This is a genomic window from Stenotrophomonas sp. Ps181, from assembly GCF_025697425.1.
GTDB lineage: Bacteria > Pseudomonadota > Gammaproteobacteria > Xanthomonadales > Xanthomonadaceae > Stenotrophomonas > Stenotrophomonas sepilia.
Genome location: NZ_JAHWBI010000006.1, coordinates 269996 through 289483, shown reverse-complemented (window position 1 = coordinate 289483; position 19488 = coordinate 269996). Strand labels below are relative to the sequence as shown.

Sequence of the window (19488 nt, the reverse complement as noted above, 5' to 3'; positions counted from 1 at the left end):
CCGCAGCCATGGAAGTGCGGCGTGAACCGCTAGAATAGCGATCTCTTCCGGTACCCGCAGTACGGCAACCATGGCTGTCAGCACGTTCGACGTTTTCAAGATCGGCATTGGCCCGAGTTCCTCGCACACCGTCGGGCCGATGAAGGCCGCCGAGCGATTCATCCATCGCTGGCTGCTCGACCCGGGCCGCCTGCACGAGGTCGCGCGCATCCGCGCCGATGTCTATGGCTCGCTGGCACTGACCGGCCGCGGCCACGGCACCGACAAGGCGATCCTGCTGGGCCTGGAAGGCCAGCGGCCGAACCTGATCGACCCGGACATCATTCCGGCCACGCTGGAGCGCATCCGCAGCAGCAAGCGCATCCAGCTGATGGGCCAGCACGAGATCGCCTTCGACGAGAAGCGCGACCTCGGCATGAACAAGCGCCAGAAGCTGCCCTACCACACCAACGGCATGCGCTTCACTGCCTACAACGCCGACGACGAAGTGATCGCCACCCGCGACTACTACTCGGTCGGCGGTGGCTTCGTGGTCAACCAGGACGACGCGGCCGATGATCGCATCGTGCCCGACGAGACCCCGCTGCCCTACCCGTTCAAGAGCGGCGATGAGCTGCTGGCGCAGACCGCGCGCAGCGGCCTGAGCATTGCCCAGCTGATGTTCGAGAACGAGAAGTGCTGGCGCAGCGAAGACGAGATCCGCGCGCAGCTGCGCGAGATCTGGAGTGCGATGCAGTCGTGCGTGGCGCGCGGCATCCGCGAGGAAGGCGTGCTGCCGGGCGGCCTGAAGGTGGGCCGTCGTGCGCCGGCGTTGTACCGCGAGCTGTCGTCGAAGCCGGAAGCGGCGATGCGCGACCCGCTGACGACGCTGGACTGGGTCAATCTGTACGCACTGGCAGTGAACGAAGAAAACGCGGCCGGTGGTCGCGTGGTGACCGCGCCGACCAACGGTGCGGCCGGTGTGCTGCCGGCGGTGCTGCACTACTTCGATCGCTTCTGCCCGGGCGCGAACGAACAGCGCGTGTTCGACTTCCTTCTGACCTCGGCGGCGATCGGCATCCTCTACAAGGAAAACGCCTCGATTTCCGGCGCCGAAGTGGGCTGCCAGGGCGAGGTTGGCGTGGCCTGCTCGATGGCGGCCGGTGGCCTGGTCGCGGCACTGGGTGGCAACCCCAGCCAGATCGAGAACGCCGCGGAAATCGGCATGGAACACAACCTGGGCCTGACCTGCGACCCGATCGGTGGCCTGGTGCAGATCCCCTGCATCGAACGCAACGCGATGGGTGCGGTGAAGGCGATCAATGCCTCGCGCATGGCGATGCGCGGTGACGGCAAGCACAAGGTATCGCTGGACAAGGTGATCAAGACCATGCGCGATACCGGCCGCGACATGCAGGACAAGTACAAGGAAACCAGCCGCGGTGGCCTGGCGGTGAACGTCATCGAGTGCTGAGATCTAGAGCCGGGCACCTGCCCGGCTGATGGGGCAGGAGCAGCCGGGCGTGGCCCCGGCTCTACATCGGACGACACCATCACCGCGTTCCGGTTAGGCTCGGGGCTCCCCCACTCCGGATTGCCCCATGCGCGTGATCGCTGCCGCCCTGCTTGCCTGCCTTCCGCTGACCGCGCTGGCCGCCCCCACCTACGGGCCGCGGCTGGAAGGTTTCGACTACGGCTATCCGGTGAAGACCTTCGCGCTTGAATCGCAGCGGCAGCCGCTGGAGATGGCCTACCTGGACATCGCGCCGAAGAAGGCCCCCATCGGCGTGGTGGTGCTGCTGCACGGCAAGAATTTCTGCGCGGCCACCTGGAAGGAATCGATCAAGCCGCTGGTTGCCGCCGGCTATCGGGTGATCGCTCCGGACCAGGTCGGCTTCTGCAAATCCAGCAAGCCCGAGCGCTACCAGTACACGTTCGCACAGCTGGCAGCCAACACCCATGCCCTGCTGCAGCAGCTGCAACTGGGCGACGTGCCGGTGCACCTGGTCGGTCATTCGATGGGTGGCATGCTGGCAGTGCGCTACGCGCTGATGTACCCGCAGGACCTGCGCAGCCTGTCGCTGGTCAACCCGATCGGTCTGGAAGACTGGAAGGCGCTGGGCGTCCCCTGGCGCAGCGTCGATGCGTGGTATGCCGGTGAAATGAACATCAGCTACGACAGCATCCGCCGCTACCAGCTGGATGTGTACTACGACGGCAAATGGAAGCCGGCCTACGAACCCTGGGCGCGGATGCAGTCAGGCATGTACGAAGGGCCCGGCAAGCAGGCCGTTGCATGGAGCCAGGCGCTGGCCTCGGACATGGTGTTCAACCAGCCGGTGGTCTACGAACTGAAGAACCTGCAGGTGCCGACCACGCTGTTCATCGGCCAGAAGGACCGCACCGCGATCGGCCGCGACCTGGCGCCGCCTGCGGTGAAGGCGACGCTGGGCAACTATCCAGCGCTCGGCAAGGCGGCGGCCGCAGCGATTCCCAGCGCGACGCTGGTCGAGTTCGCCGAACTGGGCCATTCGCCGCAGGTGCAGGACCCGAAGCAGTTCAACGCCGCGTTGCTGAAGGCATTGAAGGCGCATTGAACGGCAGCCCTCCCCTGTAGAGCCGAGCCCATGCTCGGCTTATCCAGCAGGAGGGGATTTTGCCAGCAGCAGCCGAGCATGGGCTCGGCTCTACAGAAGCAGTGCGATCAGCCGACGATCCGCAGCACGTCATCCAGCAACGCGGCGGCGGTGACTTCCGCGCCCGCACCCGGGCCCTGGATCAACAGCGGCTGGCGACGGTAGCGATCACTGTGGATGGCGACGCGGTTGTCGGTGCCCGCGCCCTGCGCCAAGGGATGGTCGGCCGGAAGCTCGCGCAGGCCCACCTGCGCACCGTCACCGTCAACACGGCCAACGAAACGCAACACGCGGTCGTTTTCGCGTGCCTGCTGCCAACGCGCCTGCAGCGGCGCATCCAGCTGCTCCAGCGCAGCCACTGCGCCCTCCAGCGGCAACGCGGCCAGCGTGTCAGGTACCAGTGAATCCACCTGCACCTGCGAAGCATCCAGCGCCAGCCCGCTGCTGCGGGCCAGGATCAGCAGCTTGCGGCGCACGTCCTCGCCGGACAGGTCAAGCCGCGGATCCGGCTCGGTGTAGCCGGCCGCCAGCGCCTCGCGCACCGCCGCCGAGAACGGCGACTTGCCGTCATAGCGATGGAACAGCCACGCCAGCGAACCGGACAGCACGCCCTCGATGGCATGGATGTGATCACCACCGGCCACCAGTGCGCGCAGGCTGCTCAGCAGCGGCAGCCCGGCGCCGACGGTTGCGCTGTCGCCATAGCGCGCACCACTGTCGGCACAGCTCTCCGCAATGGCCTGCGCGCGTGCCAGCTGCGCACCACGGCCCAGCTTGTTGGCGGTCACCACATGCACGCCCCTCGCCAGCCACTGCACGTGGCACGCGGCCACGTCTTCGCTGGCGGTGGCATCGACCACCACATCGCCACGCTCCAGCCCTTCGGTGCTGGCCCACGCCGGCGAACTCTGGCCATCGCGTGGCGCACGTCGCGCCAGTTCCAGCGGCAACGCCAGGTCACGATCGATCTCCAGCGCAGTGCGCGAGTTGGCCAGCCATTGCACGCTCGGCAGTTCCAGCCCACGAGCCTGCAGCGTCTGGTAGCGCTGCACGAAGGCCGAGCCGACCGTGCCGGTACCGAGCAGCGCCAGGCGTCCCGCGCCCAGCGCCGGAATTTCAGCAGCGAGTGCGCTCATGCATCCACCACCTGTTTGCGGCGTGCGGCCGCATCGATCACGACTTCGGCGCGCTGCAGCGCGGCACCGAGATCGGCCAGCAGGTCGCGCTCGGCCTCGATGCCGACCGACAGGCGCAGCAGCCCTTCGCTGATGCCAGCGGCGGCACGTGCTTCTGCGGTCATCGCCGCATGGGTCATGGTCGCCGGATGCGCGATCAGGCTTTCGACGCCGCCCAGCGATTCGGCCAGGGTGAAGCAGCGCAGGCCATCCACGAATGCGCGCACTGCCGCGTGCGGATCTTCACCAGCGCAGTGCGCAAGCTCGAACGACAGCATCGCACCGAAGCCGTTCTGCTGGCGTGCGGCGATGGCATGGCCGGGATGTTCGGCCAGGCCAGGGTAGTACACCGTGCCGACCGCCGGATGCTGATCCAGCAGGGCGACGATCGAGGCGGTATTTTCCTGGTGCACGCGCAGGCGCGCATCCAGCGTGCGCAGGCCGCGCAGGGTCAGGAAGGCATCGAACGGGGAACCGGTCAGGCCCAGCGCGTTGCCCCACCACACCAGCTGCTCGTGCAGCGCCGGATCGCGCGCGACCACCGCCCCACCCACCACATCGCTGTGGCCATTGATGTACTTGGTGGTGGAATGCAGCACCAGGTCCGCACCAAACGACAGCGGCTGCTGCAGCGCCGGTGACAGGAAGGTGTTGTCGACCACCACGAGGGCACCGGCCTTGTGCGCGGCATCGATGACGAAGCGCAGGTCGGTGATGCGCAGCAGCGGGTTGGACGGCGTTTCCACCAGCACCAGCTTCGGCTGGGTGGCCAACGCCTGCGCCAGTGCACGCGGATCGGTCAGGTCGGCGGTGACCAGTTCAAAGTGGCCCTTCCTGGCCAGCGCATTGAACAGGCGCCAGCTGCCGCCGTACGCATCGTGCGGCACCACCAGGGCATCGCCCGGCTGCAGCAGTGCGTTCAGCACCAGGTTGATCGCGCCCATGCCGGTGGCGGTGACTACACCACCGACGCCGCCTTCCAGTTCGGCCAGCGCCTCACCCAGCAGGTCGCGGGTCGGGTTGCCACTGCGCGTGTAGTCGTACTGGCGCTTGTTGCCGAAGCCTTCGAAGCTGAAGTTCGACGACAGCACGATCGGCGGCGTGACCGCGCCATGCGCGGTGTCCCGATCGATGCCGGCACGGACGGCGGCAGTGGTGCGACTACAGGACGGCTCGTTGGCGTGCAGGCTCATGCGGACTCTCCAGAGGTGCGGAAGGCAGTGGCGAGGATCGCATCGATGCGATCGGTTTCTTTGAGGAAGGCGTCGTGGCCATAGGGCGAACGCAGCACGCGCAGGCTGCCCCGCGGGCCCAGCCCTTCGACCAGGCCGACCAGGTCGGCCAGCGGCACCAGGCGGTCGCCCTCCACGGCCACCACCACGGTCGGCGGCAGGATCGCGGCGGGGTCGACACGGTGCAGGTCGATCGATTCGGACAGCCGCAGGTAGGCGGTCACCGGCGTGCGCGCGACGAACTGTGCGCCGGCGGCGTCGAGGTAGTCTTCGGCGGCCACGCGCACGCGGCCATTGATGACCTCCGGGGCAGCGTCGAAGCGCTCGCCGAATTCTTCCGGGGTGCGGTAGCTGAGCATGGCGAACTGCCGCGCCAGGGCCAGGCCGTGGTCTTCGCCGCACTGCAGCTGGCCGAGGGCGACGGCGCGGCGCTGCAGCGCGCGCCACGCGGCGGCATAGGGATGCGGGCGGTGCGCGCCGCTGGCCAGCACCAGCTGGCGCACGCGGGCGCGGTGGCGGATCGCGAACTGCTGGCCGACCAGCGCGCCATACGAATAGCCGACGAAGGCCTTCAGCGTGCGGATGCCGAGATGGTCCAGCAGCAGCGCCAGCGCATCGGCCTGGTCGGCGGTATCGATCGGCACATCCAGCGCACCGTCGGCACCGATGAAGTCGAAGGCCAGCACGCGCAGTTGCTGCGGATCCAGCGCGCGGCCACTACCCACAAGCGCTTCGGCCCAGCCCTTCTCGCTGAACTGTGCGTTGGACGCCACGTGGCGATGCGCGGAAATGCCACCGGCCAGCACCACCACCGGCGCGTTGGCCGGGCCGACCCACTCATAGCGCAGGCGCACCGGGCTGGGGCCTGCATGACGCATCGACAGCACCGCGGCGAACTCACCGCGCTCGGCGTGCACGCGGTCTGCGACCGGCACGCTGACGGGGACAAAGGGTTCGGGGCGAATGGCGGTACTGGCAGCGAAGCTCATGGCGGGATCCGGTTGGGGAATCGGCCATCGAGCCTTCGCGGGCCCGCGTTCGAGATGCACGTGGGGTGCATGGTTCGAACCATCTTTCGGTGGACGCCACGGTCCCCGCAGGATTTGGCACCTACGCAGACGCTTGCGCGCCTGCGGGCTGCCCCGGCTTCAAAGGGCCTGTCCCTCTGCCGGTCTCGATGGTGGAGCCACGATGCCAGCCCTTTCCGGCACTGTCAATCCCTTCATGCGGATAAAGCGATAGATATTTTCAGGATCACTCTGCGAGGGCCGTCCCGGTCGCCCCGTTCAGGATCGGGTACAGTCCCGGCGGTCCTCTCGCTGGAAACGCCGATGCCGCGCCTGCCCCTGTCCTGCCTGCTGTTGCCTCTGCTGGCGAGCGCGACCGCACACGCCAGCGACTGGCGCCAGGGCTGGGGACTGGCTCCCCCTTCCGCCCGTGCCACCCGCGCAGGCAGTGCCGAGAGCGCCGCCCCCATGGCCCAGTTGCGCCTGCAGCCGGTCGGTACGCAATGGCAGGCGCGGATCGACAACGGGCTGGCAGGGCCGCTGCAGATCCAGCTGCGCGCCGCGCCCGGACACCCGGTCGAAGGCCTCCCGGTCGAGTCGCTGATCCAGGGCGACAGCAGCCTGGTGGTCGGCCACCTGCCCGCCCCGATCGATGGCCGCATGCTGGATCTGCGACTGCAGTCGGTGCCGGGCAACCCGGCCGCGCAGGCCGAAGATGTCGCCTATCGCCTGCCGTTCGATGCGGCCCGCCTGCGTGTGGACCAGGCGCCGCAGGGGCGATTCAGCCATGACGACGAGGAGAACCGCGACGCGGTCGACTTCGCACTGCCGGAGGGCACCCTGGTGCTGGCCGCGCGCGAGGGCACGGTGATGCAGATCCAGGATGGCTTCCGTGGCAACGGCCAGGACCGCGAGCGCGATGGTGCCCGTGCCAATTTCATCCGCGTGCTGCACAGCGACGGCAGCATGGCCCTGTACGGCCACCTCCAGGCCGGCGGCATGCGTGTGCGCCGCGGCCAGGCGGTGGGAGCCGGGCAACCGATCGGCCTGTCCGGCAACAGCGGCTACAGCACTGCGCCGCACCTGCACTTCGTGGTGCAGGTCAACCGCGGCATGGGCCTGCGCTCGGTGCCGGTGCGCATCTTCGCCGGGCAGGGCCAGCTGCAGTTCGCCCGCCACGGCGAGGCCGACGGCGGTATCGGGCGCTGACCGGCCCCGGCCGGTATAATCGGGCGCTTATCTCTTTGAAAAGCGCCCCGGGCGGGCGCCACTGCCATGTCCGAAGTCGCCAACGAAGCGTCGCGTCGCCGCACCTTCGCCATCATCTCCCACCCTGACGCCGGCAAGACCACGCTGACCGAAAAGCTGCTGCTGTTCGGAGGCGCGATCCAGATGGCCGGTTCGGTCAAGGGCCGCAAGGCCGCCCGCCACGCCACCTCCGACTGGATGGCGCTGGAAAAGGAGCGCGGCATCTCCGTCACCTCCTCGGTGATGCAGTTCCCGTACGAAGGCAAGATCGTCAACCTGCTCGACACCCCTGGCCACGCCGACTTCGGCGAGGACACCTACCGCGTGCTGACCGCAGTGGACTCGGCGCTGATGGTGATCGACGTGGCCAAGGGCGTGGAAGAGCGCACCATCAAGCTGATGGAGGTGTGCCGCCTGCGCGACACCCCGATCATGACCTTCATCAACAAGCTCGACCGCGAGGGCAAGGACCCGATCGAGCTGCTGGATGAAGTGGAGACCGTGCTCGGCATCCAGTGCGCGCCGGTGACCTGGCCGATCGGCATGGGCCAGCGCCTGAAGGGCGTGGTCCACCTGCTGACCGGCGAAGTGCACCTGTACGAACCGGGTCGCAACTTCACCCGCCAGGACTCGACCATCTTCCCGTCCATCGATGCGCCCGGCCTGGCCGAGAAGATCGGTGCGCAGATGCTGGCCGACCTGCGCGACGAACTGGAACTGGTGCAGGGCGCCAGCCATCCGTTCGATCTGGACGCTTACCGCGCCGGCAAGCAGACTCCGGTGTTCTTCGGCTCGGGCGTGAACAACTTCGGCGTGCAGCCGCTGCTGGACTTCTTCGTCGAGCATGCGCCGTCGCCGCAGGCGCGAACCACTACCGGCCGCGAAATCGCACCGGAAGAGAACAGGCTGACCGGCTTCGTGTTCAAGATCCAGGCCAACATGGACCCGCAGCACCGTGACCGCGTGGCATTCATGCGGGTCTGTTCGGGCCGTTTCAGCGCCGGCATGAAGACCTTCCACGTGCGCACCGGCAAGGAAATGAAGCTGGCCAACGCGCTGACCTTCATGGCCAGCGACCGCGAGATCGCGGCCGAAGCGTGGCCCGGCGATGTGATCGGCATCCACAACCACGGCACCATCTCCATCGGCGATACCTTCACCGAAGGCGAAGCGGTGACCTTCACCGGCATTCCCAACTTCGCCCCGGAACTGTTCCGCCGCGCACGCCTGCGTGATCCGCTCAAGCTCAAGCAGCTGCAGAAGGGCCTGGCCCAGCTGTCCGAGGAAGGCGCGACCCAGTTCTTCCGCCCGCTGACCAGCAACGACCTGATCCTGGGTGCGGTCGGCGTGCTGCAGTTCGACGTGGCGGCCTATCGCCTGAAGGACGAGTACGGCGTGGAAGCCACCTTCGAGCCGGTCAGCGTGACCACCGCGCGTTGGGTCCACTGCAGCAACGAGAAGAAGCTGGAAGAATTCCGCGAGAAGAATGCCTTGAACCTGGCCCTGGATGCGGCCGGTCACCTGGTCTACCTCGCTCCGACCCGGGTCAACCTGCAGCTGGCCCAGGAACGCTCGCCGGATGTGCGTTTCTCCGCCACACGCGAAGCGGCGCACACCGTTTCGGCAGGCTGATGCCACGGGGTCGGATCCCTTTCCGCAAGGAAAGGGCTCTGACCCCGCCGTCGCAACGCAGGGATTCACGCACCATACGGTGACGGGCGTGCACGCATCGCCCATCGCGGCGATGATAGGTGGGTGCGGGTCCCCCTCCCCGCGAACAATGCCTACGCCATGTCCACGACGTCCATTGCTTCGATCCGTGAAGAAATCGCCAGCGCCCTGACCCATGGCCTGGGCGCGGTATTCGCCCTGGCCGCCAGCGCGGTGTTGATCACCCTGGCTGCGATCTACGGCGACGGCTGGCAGCTGGCCAGCGCGATCGTATTCGGCATCGCGCTGTTGCTGCTGTACACCGCTTCCACCCTGTACCACGCCATCCAGCATCCGGTCGCCAAGGGCCGGTTGAAGGTGTTCGACCACTGCGCGATCTATGTGCTGATCGCGGGCACCTATACCCCGTTCACCCTGATCGGCCTGCGCGGCCCGTGGGGCTGGGGCCTGTTCAGCGCGATCTGGGCGCTCGCGCTGGGCGGTGTGGTGTTCAAGCTGTTCTACACCGGCCGCTTCAAGGTGCTCTCGACGGTGATCTACATCGCCATGGGCTGGCTGGTGGTCGTGGCGATCAAGCCGATGTGGGCCTCGATCGATGGCGGCACCCTCGCCTGGCTGTTCGCCGGCGGCCTGTCATACACGCTGGGGACCTACTTCTACCACCGTGAATCGATCCCGTACTCGCATGCCATCTGGCACCTGTTCGTGATCGGCGGCAGCGTCTGCCACTTCGTCGCGGTCACCATGCAGGTACTGTAAACGGCCGCTCGCGGGCGGCGCGTGCACGCCATGCACATGGACGCTTCGCGCCCTGTCCACGAAGACGGGGCAACCATGGCAGCGTGAATGCTGCCACCTCCCCTGCCGCAAAGCGCACGACCCGCTGGCGCGTCCGCCGCCCCGGCCCACGAGGCCGGCGCTGGCTCACGATCCTGATTTTCCTGCTGGCGGCGGTCCTGGTACTGATCGCGTTGTGGGACTGGAACTGGTTCAAGGGGCCGGTCGAGCGCGCGGTGCAGGCGCGTACCGGCCGTGTACTGCACATCGGGAACCTGGATGTCGACCTCGGCCGCACCAGCACGATCCGCGCCGATGCGATCACCTTCGCCAATGCCGGTTGGGCGAAGCAGCCGAACATGGCCACGGCCGACCGCGTCGAGATCGACGTGCGCGTGTGGCCCCTGCTGCGCGGCAGCGTGCAGCTGCCGGAAGTGCGCCTGACCCGGCCGGACGTGCTGCTGGAAACCGCCCCACGCAAGGGCGAGCCGGGCAACTGGGACTTCCTCGGTGACAGCGCCGGCGGCACCAGCCCGCAGCTCAAGCGCCTGCGCATCGACGACGGCCGACTGCAGTTCCTTGACGCGCCGGGCCGTACCGACATCCGCGTGGGCGTGCGCAGCGGCCAGCCGAAGCAGGCCGATGCCTCGCCGCCGCTGCTGGTGCAGGGCAAGGGCCACTGGCAGGGCAACCCGTTCACCCTGCAGGGCGGAACCGAATCACCGCTGGAACTGACCAACAGCGACCACCCGTTCCGCATCCACCTCGACGGCCGCGCCGGCGCCACCCACGCGGTGGCCAGCGGCACGCTGACCAATCCGTTCCAGCTGCGCGTGTTCGACCTGCAGTTCGCGCTCAGTGGCCAGGACCTGGCCGATCTCTACCCATTGCTCGGCATCGCCATTCCGCCGTCCCCGCCCTACGCGTTGAACGGACGCCTGAAGCGCGACCACGACGTCTGGCGTTACGACGGCTTCACCGGCAAGGTGGGCGACAGCGACCTCGGTGGCAGTCTTCAGTTCGAGGTGGGCCGCGACCGTCCGCGGCTGACCGCGACGCTGGAATCCAAGCGCCTGGACTTCGATGACCTGGCCGGCTTCGTCGGCGCGCCGCCGAAGACCGGCGGCGGCGAAACCGCCAATGCGGAGCAGAAGGCCGAGGCCGCACGGGTGGCCGCGCGCGCGCGCGTGCTTCCGGACACGCCCTACAACCTCGGCAAGCTGCGTGCGATGGATGCCGATGTGCGCTGGAAGGCCCACCGCATCAACGCACCGTCATTGCCATTGGACGACATGGACGCCCATCTGCTGCTGGATGACGGGGTGCTGCGGTTGGCCCCGCTGAACTTCGGCGTCGCCGGCGGCGATATCCGCAGCACCATCCGCATGGACGCACGCCAGCCGCAGATCAACACCGCGCTGAAGGCAAGCGTACGCGGCGTTCAGCTGGGCCAGCTGTTCCCCGATGCCAAGCTGGCCGAACAGGCCAAGGGCGGCATCGGCGGTGAGGTGGACCTGAATGGCCGCGGCAATTCGATCGCCGCGATGCTCGGCAGCAGCAGCGGCAAGGTCGGCCTGGCGATGGGCCGTGGCCATGTCGGCAACCTGGTGATGGAGCTGGCCGGCCTGGACATCACCGAATCGCTGAAATTCCTGGTGACCGGCGACAAGCAGATTCCCCTGCGCTGCGCCTTCGCCGACTTCGGTGTGCGCGACGGCCTGATGACCAGCCAGGCGCTGGCGGTGGACACCACCGACACGATCCTCATCGGCGAAGGCACCGTCAGCCTGCGCGACGAAACCCTGGACCTGCTGTTGAAGCCGCGCCCGAAGGACAGGAGCATCCTGGTACTGCGCTCGCCGCTGCACATTGCCGGCACGTTCAAGGACCCGTCGTTCCGCCCGGACTTCAAGGCGCTGGGCATCCGCGGTGCGGTGGCCCTGGCGCTGGGCAGCATTGCCCCGCCAGCGGCGTTGCTGGCAACCATCGAACTGGGGCCGGGCAAGGATGCCGACTGCGGGGGGCAGTATGCGAAGTAGGGTTACAGCGTTGTTCGCGGCGCCTGCATTGATCGCGGCCTGAGGGGGACGGGTGACGCAGGCAGGACACGCCGCAAGTACGTCCCTGTAGGCTCGATGGCGCCATCCATGGCGCCATCGAGCCCCCATGGATGGGTTTACGGCGTGTCCTGCCCAGCCGCACCCTCCGCCTCCCAACGTATCAGGAAGGCGCTGCTGTGGCTTTGGCTGTGGCTCTGGCTTCGAAAAGCGGGCCGGCGGGCCGCAGGCCCGCCAGCGACACCCTCACCCGGCAACGATGTACTGCTGCAGCTGGTCCAGCTCCCGCCGCTGCGCATCGATCACCGACTTCACCAGGTCGCCGATGGAGATCACCCCCAGCACCTGCGCGCCCTCCACGACCGGCAGGTGGCGGATGCGGTAATCGGTCACCAACTGCAGGCAATGCTCCACCTGCTCACCCGGCGACACCGTCACCACCTGCGACGTCATGATCTCTGCCACCGCCGTATCACGCGAAGAGCGATCACGCAACACGATCTTGCGCGCGTAATCACGCTCGGACAGGATTCCCACCAGCCGCGGGCCGTCCATCACCAGCACCGCACCGATGCCCTTTTCCGCCATCAACCGGATCGCATCGATCACCGCCGCATCCGGCGCGACCGCATGTACTTCAGGAGACTTGCCGTCCAACAGTTGCCGTACCGTGGTCATCTGCCTGCCCTCCCAGGGTGGGTTGCGGGACCGAGTCTGCCACGGACGATGCTAGCCAGGCGTCAACCAGGTACAACGGCCGCTGCTTGGACTCCTCGTACAGCCGCCCCAGGTACTCGCCGATCAGGCCAAGCGCGATCAGCTGCACGCCGCCCAGGAACAGGATCACCGCCATCATCGTCGGCCAGCCCGCCACCCGGTCGCCATACAGGGCCGCCTTCACGATCACCCACAGGCCGAACACGAAAGCGACGGCCGCGGTTGCCAGCCCGAGGTAGGTCGCCGCCCGCAACGGCACGGTCGAGAACCCGGTGATGCCTTCGAGGGCGAAATTCCACAGCCGCCACAGGCTGAACTTGCTGGTGCCGGCCACACGCGCGTGGCGGTGGTAGGGCACGGCGATCCGCTTGAATCCCACCCAGCTGAAAAGTCCCTTCATGAAGCGGTGGCGCTCGCGCATCCCGCGCAGGGCGTTCAGCGCGCGCGGTGACAGCAGGCGGAAGTCCCCGGTATCGGCCGGAATCGGTGTCCGCGACAGGCGGCCCATCACCCGATAGAACATCGCTGCCGTGGCGCGCTTGATCCAGGCCTCGCCATCGCGGGCCATGCGCGTGCCGTAGACGTTGTCATGCCCTTCGCGCCAGCGCGCGACGAACTGCGGCACCAGCTCCGGCGGGTCCTGGCCGTCGGCATCGAGGATCATCGCCGCACCCTCGTGCACCAGATCCAGGCCGGCGGTCAGCGCGGCTTCCTTGCCGAAGTTGCGCGACAGCTTCAGCGCCGATACGCGTGCATCGGCCTGGGCCAGCCCGGCGATCACTTCCCAGGTGCGGTCATGGCTGCCGTCGTCCACGTAGAGGATGTGACCGTCGATGTCGGGCATGCCGTCGAGCACCGCGCACAGCCGTGGATGCAGCAGCGGCAGTGCCAGGGCCTCGTTGTAGGCGGCGATGACGAAGGTAAGCCGTTCGCGGGTCATGGCCGGATTGTACGTTGCCGGCACGCGCCCGGCCCGTCGCCTGCCAATTGCAGGGCCAGGCTCAGTCCTCCGACAGATAGGACGCACCACCCAGCTGGCGCGCCTGGCGTTGGATCCACGCGGCCCGCCGCTGCACATACGGCCCAGGCTTTGCCGCATTGTAGCGACGCGGTGCCGGCAACACCGCGGCCAGGCGCGCGCTCTCGGCCGGGCTCAGCCGGGCAGCATCCTTGCCCCAGAATTTCTGCGCTGCCGCTTGCGCGCCATACACACCATCACCGAATTCGGCAATGTTGGCGTACATCTCCAGGATCCGCTCCTTTGGCCACAGCGCCTCGATCAGCACCGTGTACCAGACTTCCAGGCCCTTGCGGATCCAGCTTCGGCCCTGCCACAGGAACAGGTTCTTGGCCACCTGCTGGCTGATCGTGCTGGCGCCGCGCAGGCGCCCGCCCCTGGCGTTGTGGTCGCGCGCCTTTTCGATGGCCTGCAGGTCGAAGCCGTTGTGGTCGGGGAAGCGCTGGTCCTCGGCCGCCACCAGCGAGATCGGTAGGCTCGGCGCCATCTGGTCGAGGTCGCGCCACTGGTAATGCAGCCGATAGGACCAGTCGGCCTCGCCCAGCGCCTCGCCATAGCGCCACAGCATCACCATGGACACCGGCGGGTCGATGAACCGCAGCACCAGCACCTGCAGACAGCTGAAGGCGGCCAGCAGCACCGGCAGCCACAGCAGCCGCTTCCAGCGCCAGCGTCGCCGGCGCGGCGCGGCGACCACCGCCTCTACCTTGTGCTGCTCTCCCGCTGCCCCCATTACTGGTGCATCCTTCTTCTGTCTGGTTGTCGGCGCATTATCCGGCAACCGCCCCCGTTTACGCGCGATGTGAGCCGATGACCGCCAACCCCGATTCCCTGATCCGTTTCCTGCTCCCCGACGCCGGCGTGCGTGGCGTGCACGTGCACCTGCAGGCCACCTGGCAGGAAATCCTGTCCCATGCCGCCTACCCGGACGCCGCTGCCGAACTGCTTGGCGAGGCCTGCGTCGCCTCGGCGCTGTTCACCGGCCACACCAAGATCGACGGGCGCCTGTCGGTGCAGCTGCGCAGCAGCACCGCGCTGCGCACCCTGTTCGCCGAATGCACCGCCGCCGGCACCCTGCGCGGTATCGCCCAGCTCAGCGAGGGTGGCGACGCACCGCGTGACCTGTCCCGCCTCGGTGATGACGCAATCCTCGCCATCACCATCGAGAACCCCGGCCTGGACCCGCGCGAGCCGCAGCGCTACCAGAGCCTGGTCGCACTGACTGCGCCGGAACTGGACGAGGCCTTCGAGGACTATTTCCGCCAGTCGGAGCAGCTGCCGACCCGCCTGCTGCTGGCGGCCGACCGCAACGGTGCCGCCGGCCTGCTGCTGCAGAAGCTGCCGGGCGACGAAGGCGACGAGGATGGCTGGGCCCGCGCCAGCGCCCTGTTCGAAACCCTGGGCAAGGCCGAACTGCTGGCGACCCCGGCCGAGCAGCTGCTGCACCGCCTGTTCCACGAGGAGCGGCCGGAACTGCTGGGCGACAAGCCGCTGTCCTTCGCCTGCTCCTGCTCGCGCGAGCGGGTGGCCGGCATGCTGCAGTCATTGGGCGAGGGCGAAGCCCGCGCGGCCGCCGAGGCCACTGGCGCCGTCGAGGTGCGTTGCGAATTCTGCGGGCGTGAGTATCACTTTCCATTGACGGAGTTCGGCATACTGTTCCACGGCGCCCAGGGGGCTGTAGCGGCGCCTGAACGACTTCAGTAAACGGCAGTCTTGTACCTGGGGAGGATCAAGGCTTGTTAAGAATTCATAAACACCCTAGGATCGAGTTCCCGTCCCCGCGGGAACTTCCGTTGTCCGTCCCTGTCTGAACTGGTCCGATGCGTACCTTCCTGCGTCTACCGCTGGCCCTGCTGATCGCCCTTGGCGCGATCACGGGCGTGCATGCGCAGAGCAAGGACACCCGCACCGTGCTGCCGGTATGGAACAAGGGCAGCGGCAAGGTCGAGGCGCTGCTGTACCTGGAGCCGACCGGCGAACAGGCAGCCGGCGCCCGCTGGCATTTCGGCCGCAATTCGCTGGACGCGGCCTTTGGCCTGTCCTCCGGCGATTCGCTGGGCCTGCTCTGCAACAGCAGCAGCGGTACCAGCATCAGTGGCCTGGCCAGCCATTGCATGCTGGCCAGCCTGGGCGACGAGGATGATCTGAACAGCCGTCGTTTCAGTGGTACCGCCGCGTTGAACCGGGGCAACAGCCGCCTGGGCATCACCGCCGGCACCGGCCGTGAAACCCTGCCCGCCTGGTTGTCGGGACCGAACAAGACGCCCTCGCTGCGCGCCGAGCAGAACGATCTGACTGTGTTCGCGCAGAAGAACATCGGTCGCGAAGGCTTCGTCTCCATTGCCGGCACCTACGCCAAGGCACGCCTGGTACCGCTGGCCGACGCTTCGCCGGCCATCGTCGATCGCTGGGACAGCAAGAGCCTGAGCATCGGTGCCGGTTACGGCAACTTCACCGGCAGCATCATCGGCCGCGTGGTCGACGTGCCGGGCAAGCCCGGCAAGTGGGAAGGCCTGGGCATCGGCCTGACCTGGCGCACCCCGTGGTCCGGCCAGCTGACCGTCGGCGCCGAGAACGTGATCAGCCGCGGCAAGAATCCATTCTCCCCGCGCAACGAAAGCAACGACGACGGCACCGTGCCGTACGTGCGTTACGAACAGGATCTTTGATCCCCCTATCAGGTTCAGCAACGCTATTTCCGAAGGCGCCGAAAGGCGCCTTTTTGCATGTGCGTGCCTGCCTCGCACTCGCATGATCGGTATCGATCGCAGAGCGCATCGACATATTGGGATACATATCAGTCGAAACTTTTTTCATCATTCTGCGTTAACAAACGAGGCAGACCGGCATAGCCCTACCAGCAACCCGTTGATTGGACTGGAAAAAGCGCTTTTTTACCAAAATCACAGGCTTCATTAACACAGCTTTAATTCTTGGCGAACGCCCGTTACTATCGGGTCAGCCTCGCGATTTGGGAGCGCTTTTTCGCTCCCCCGCCGGGCACTAACCCCAGCCAAGATTTCTTGGAGAGAGAGAGAGCCAATGAAACTCAAGTCCAGCCAGCTGCGTGACGCAGTTGTGATCGCGCTTGTCGCCGGTGCCACCACCGCGACGGCCCACGCCCAGGAAGCCACCAACCTCGACCGTATCGAGGTCACCGGTTCGCGCATCCGCCAGGTCGATACCGAGACGGCACAGCCGGTGTTGAGCCTGAGCCGCGCCACCATCGAAAAGAGCGGCTTCAAGACGGTTGCTGACGTGCTGCAGAACATTTCTGCCGCCGGCAGCCCGGCCATCAGCCGTTCCGAACCGCTGTCCTCCGGTGAAATGGTCGGCGGCTACTACATCGACCTGCGCAACCTGGGTGCACAGCGCACCCTGATCCTGGTCGACGGCAAGCGCCTCGGCGCCAGCGTCAGCGGCTATCAGGACGTGTCGCAGATCCCGTCGGCCATCGTCGAGCGCATCGACGTGCTGAAGGACGGTGCTTCCTCGGTGTACGGTTCCGATGCCATGGCCGGCGTGATCAACATCATCACCCGCAAGAACTTCGAAGGCCTGGAAGTCAACGCCTACACCGGGCAGTACAGTGAAGGCGACGGCCAGAAGCAGAGCGCCGATTTCGTTGCCGGCTTCACCGGCGATCGCGGCTCGATCACCATCGGTGCCGAGTACTCCAACGAAAAGGCGGTGTGGGCAAAGGACCGCTGGTTCTCCGAATCGTCGCGCACCAATCGCCATCCGACCGCCGGCTGGACCTCGGTCAGCCAGTGGGGCTCGGTGTTCGACCCGACCGATCCGGACGCACCGTCGCTCACCCTCAACCGCGGCGGCAATCCTTACAACGCGGCGGACTTCCACGAAACCGACCTGACCCCGATCACCGGTGACGTAAGCAACTCCAACCAGCAGATGCAGCTGCTGACCCCGACAAAGCGTCGCAGCGTATTCGCCAACCTGCAGTACGACCTTACCGACAATGTCCGTTTCAGCGGTGACCTGCTGTACACCCGCCGCGAATCGGAAGCGCAGGTGGCCGGTTACCCGCTGCAGTCCGAAGCCTACGCCAACCTCGGTTCCATCTGGTCGGCCGACAGCTACTACAACCCGTTCGGCCAGGATATGGCGTATGTCCGCCGTGGCTGGGAAGTGCCGCGCGTTTCCAACAACAAGCTGACGACGTTCCGCTTCAGCGGCGCGCTGCAGGGCTCGTTCCAGTTCAATGACAAGTACTTCGACTGGGAAGCCGGCTACCTCTACCAGAACTCCGAAAACAACCAGAGCCAGACCGGCAACTACAACGTCCTGGCTGCCAACGCCGCCACCGGGGCCTCGTTCTACAACCCGGCAACCGGCCGCGTGGAGTGCGGAACCGCAGCGGGCCTGGCTGCGGGCACCAACCCGGCCTACGGCCCCGGCGCCGGCGGCTGCATCCCGTGGAACCCGGCCATTCCGTTCGGCCGCACCGGTGATGGCGGCTTGACCGGCAATCCGGACCTGCAGCAGTTCCTGTTCCCGACGACGCACAACGTCGGCGAAACCACGATGACGTCCTACTACGCCAACATTGCGGGCAGCATCCTGACCCTGCCGGCAGGCGACCTGGGCTTCGCATTGGGTTACGAGTACCGCGAGGAGAAGGGCAACTTCAATCCGGACGCGCTGTCGCAGTCGGGTTACTCCACCGACCTGGCGGCTGGCCCGACCGGCGGCAAGTACGACGTCAATGAAGTGTACCTGGAGCTGAACGTACCGATCCTGGCCGACCTGCCCGGTGCCAAGGAACTGAGCCTGAGCGCAGCCACCCGCTTCTCCGACTTCAGCACCTTCGGCAACACGACCAACAGCAAGTTCGGCCTGAAGTGGCGCCCGATCGATCAGCTGCTGGTTCGTGCGACCTACTCCGAGGGCTTCCGCGCGCCGACCATCGCCGACCTGTACGGCGGCAGCTCGCAGTCCTTCGAGTACTTCACCGATCCGTGCGATACCTCGTTCGGTCTGGCCGCAACCGACGCCGCCACGGCCCAGCGATGCGCTGCCGCCCTGGGTGCCCTGGCCCCGAACTTCCGCCAGCTGAAGCAGGGTTACGTCCCGGCGGAAGGCCCGGATGAGCAGAGCCCGGTGCCGTTCACCTCCGGCTCCAATCCGAACCTGACTCCGGAAACGTCCAAGTCCAAGACCGTTGGCCTGGTCTGGAGCCCGACCTTCGCCCCGGGCCTGAACCTGAGCCTGGACTGGTTCAACATCAAGATCGAGAACACGATCGTTTCCGATACCCCGACGGATCAGCTGAACGACTGCTACGTTCTGGGCATTGCTGAGCGCTGCAGCACCTTCACCCGTGACGCCACGCTCGGCTACGTCAACAACCTGACCTACGGCAGCCGCAATGCCGGCTTCATCGAAACCGAAGGCTTCGACTTCGATGCAAGCTACCGCTATGCGACCGACACCTGGGGCAGCTTCAACTTCAACCTGCAGAACACCTACGTCACCAAGAACGTTCTGAAGACGGCCAATGATGACTCCCCGGTGCAGATCTACAATGGCTTCGGCAGCAACTTCCGCCTGCGTTCGAACCTGACCGTTGGCTGGGAATTCGGCGACTTCGGCATCACCTGGGGCACCCGCTACTTCTCCAGCGTGAAGGAGCGTTGCTACTACGCCACCGAGTGCTCGCTGCCTGACTACGGCTCGCCGGATCCGGCTCGCAACCAGGCGCAGAACAAGCGCGGCGCCACCACCTTCCACGACGTCCAGTTCTCCTGGAACGCGCCGTGGAATGCGACCATCGCGGTCGGTGCACGCAATGTGTTCGACCACTACGGCCCGCAGATGTACTCGGCGCCGAACTCGCAGTACTCCTACTACGGCGGCTACGACATCGGTCGCCTGATCTACATGCAGTACAAGCAGAAGTTCTGATCGGGAACCTGATCAGCGGATGCAGCAACGGCCCCGAAAGGGGCCG

At 66.8% G+C, this 19488-nt stretch carries 15 protein-coding genes and 1 riboswitch; of the genes, 9 read left to right on the top strand and 6 right to left on the bottom strand.

Annotation, left to right across the window (positions count from 1 at the left end; genetic code table 11):
* The first annotated feature begins 70 nt into the window (after positions 1 to 70).
* Together KXV01_RS15680 and KXV01_RS15675 are read left to right on the top strand one after the other, a co-directional pair.
* A complete protein-coding gene (locus KXV01_RS15680) occupies positions 71 to 1453 on the top strand; it encodes an L-serine ammonia-lyase (RefSeq protein ID WP_049415888.1) in 1383 nt (460 codons plus the stop codon).
* A gap of 127 nt (positions 1454 to 1580) precedes the next feature.
* Positions 1581 to 2576: an alpha/beta hydrolase gene (locus KXV01_RS15675; protein WP_049438721.1), complete on the top strand. Its 996-nt coding sequence runs from the start codon at positions 1581 to 1583 to the stop codon at positions 2574 to 2576.
* 107 nt (positions 2577 to 2683) lie between these two features.
* Here KXV01_RS15675 and KXV01_RS15670 read toward each other — a convergent pair whose 3' ends face one another.
* Genes KXV01_RS15670 through KXV01_RS15660 form a run of 3 tightly spaced genes read right to left on the bottom strand, consistent with a single transcriptional unit; the run spans position 2684 to position 6011 of the window.
* Positions 2684 to 3751: a homoserine dehydrogenase gene (locus KXV01_RS15670; RefSeq protein WP_111097205.1), complete on the bottom strand. Its 1068-nt coding sequence runs from the start codon at positions 3749 to 3751 to the stop codon at positions 2684 to 2686.
* A complete protein-coding gene (locus tag KXV01_RS15665) occupies positions 3748 to 4983 on the bottom strand; it encodes an O-succinylhomoserine (thiol)-lyase (RefSeq protein ID WP_099494733.1) in 1236 nt (411 codons plus the stop codon). The genes KXV01_RS15670 and KXV01_RS15665 overlap by 4 nt, the downstream gene beginning before the upstream one ends.
* A complete protein-coding gene (locus tag KXV01_RS15660; protein ID WP_263467910.1) occupies positions 4980 to 6011 on the bottom strand; it encodes a homoserine O-succinyltransferase in 1032 nt (343 codons plus the stop codon). Before KXV01_RS15660 ends, KXV01_RS15665 begins: the two co-directional genes overlap by 4 nt.
* Positions 6012 to 6087: 76 nt before the next feature.
* Positions 6088 to 6206, bottom strand: a riboswitch (SAM riboswitch).
* Positions 6207 to 6353: 147 nt separating this feature from the next.
* On the opposite strand from KXV01_RS15660, the gene KXV01_RS15655 reads away from it, so the two are divergent.
* The 4 genes from KXV01_RS15655 to KXV01_RS15640 all read left to right on the top strand — a co-directional run bounded on the left by KXV01_RS15655 (position 6354) and on the right by KXV01_RS15640 (position 11764).
* Positions 6354 to 7238, top strand: a complete 885-nt coding sequence (locus KXV01_RS15655) for a M23 family metallopeptidase (protein ID WP_049415909.1) — start codon at positions 6354 to 6356, stop codon at positions 7236 to 7238.
* A gap of 66 nt (positions 7239 to 7304) precedes the next feature.
* Positions 7305 to 8909 (top strand): peptide chain release factor 3, encoded by a 1605-nt coding sequence (locus tag KXV01_RS15650; protein ID WP_099494732.1) that lies wholly within the window; start codon positions 7305 to 7307, stop codon positions 8907 to 8909.
* A gap of 159 nt (positions 8910 to 9068) precedes the next feature.
* Positions 9069 to 9707, top strand: coding sequence for a hemolysin III family protein (locus KXV01_RS15645; RefSeq protein WP_049439695.1), 639 nt, complete (start codon positions 9069 to 9071; stop codon positions 9705 to 9707).
* Between the two features lie 83 nt (positions 9708 to 9790).
* Positions 9791 to 11764 carry an AsmA family protein gene (locus KXV01_RS15640; protein ID WP_049415916.1) on the top strand — a complete coding sequence of 658 codons (1974 nt, stop codon included), beginning with the start codon at positions 9791 to 9793 and terminating at the stop codon, positions 11762 to 11764.
* A gap of 264 nt (positions 11765 to 12028) precedes the next feature.
* On the opposite strand, the gene KXV01_RS15635 is transcribed toward KXV01_RS15640, so the two are convergent.
* The 3 genes from KXV01_RS15635 to mtgA all read right to left on the bottom strand — a co-directional run bounded on the left by KXV01_RS15635 (position 12029) and on the right by mtgA (position 14250).
* A complete protein-coding gene (locus KXV01_RS15635) occupies positions 12029 to 12460 on the bottom strand; it encodes a CBS domain-containing protein (protein ID WP_005418405.1) in 432 nt (143 codons plus the stop codon).
* Positions 12420 to 13439, bottom strand: coding sequence for a glycosyltransferase family 2 protein (locus KXV01_RS15630; RefSeq protein ID WP_049412233.1), 1020 nt, complete (start codon positions 13437 to 13439; stop codon positions 12420 to 12422). The genes KXV01_RS15635 and KXV01_RS15630 overlap by 41 nt, the downstream gene beginning before the upstream one ends.
* Before the next feature lie 61 nt (positions 13440 to 13500).
* A complete protein-coding gene (gene mtgA, locus KXV01_RS15625) occupies positions 13501 to 14250 on the bottom strand; it encodes a monofunctional biosynthetic peptidoglycan transglycosylase (RefSeq protein ID WP_005418407.1) in 750 nt (249 codons plus the stop codon).
* Positions 14251 to 14327: 77 nt separating this feature from the next.
* On the opposite strand from mtgA, the gene KXV01_RS15620 reads away from it, so the two are divergent.
* From KXV01_RS15620 to KXV01_RS15610, 3 genes are all read left to right on the top strand, one after another.
* On the top strand, positions 14328 to 15221 hold the full coding sequence (locus KXV01_RS15620; RefSeq protein ID WP_099494731.1) for an Hsp33 family molecular chaperone HslO: 894 nt from the start codon (positions 14328 to 14330) through the stop codon (positions 15219 to 15221).
* A 116-nt stretch (positions 15222 to 15337) separates the two neighbouring features.
* On the top strand, positions 15338 to 16186 hold the full coding sequence (locus tag KXV01_RS15615; protein WP_014648071.1) for a hypothetical protein: 849 nt from the start codon (positions 15338 to 15340) through the stop codon (positions 16184 to 16186).
* Positions 16187 to 16559: 373 nt separating this feature from the next.
* Positions 16560 to 19442: a TonB-dependent receptor gene (locus KXV01_RS15610; RefSeq protein WP_049412226.1), complete on the top strand. Its 2883-nt coding sequence runs from the start codon at positions 16560 to 16562 to the stop codon at positions 19440 to 19442.
* The last annotated feature ends 46 nt before the right edge of the window (positions 19443 to 19488 follow it).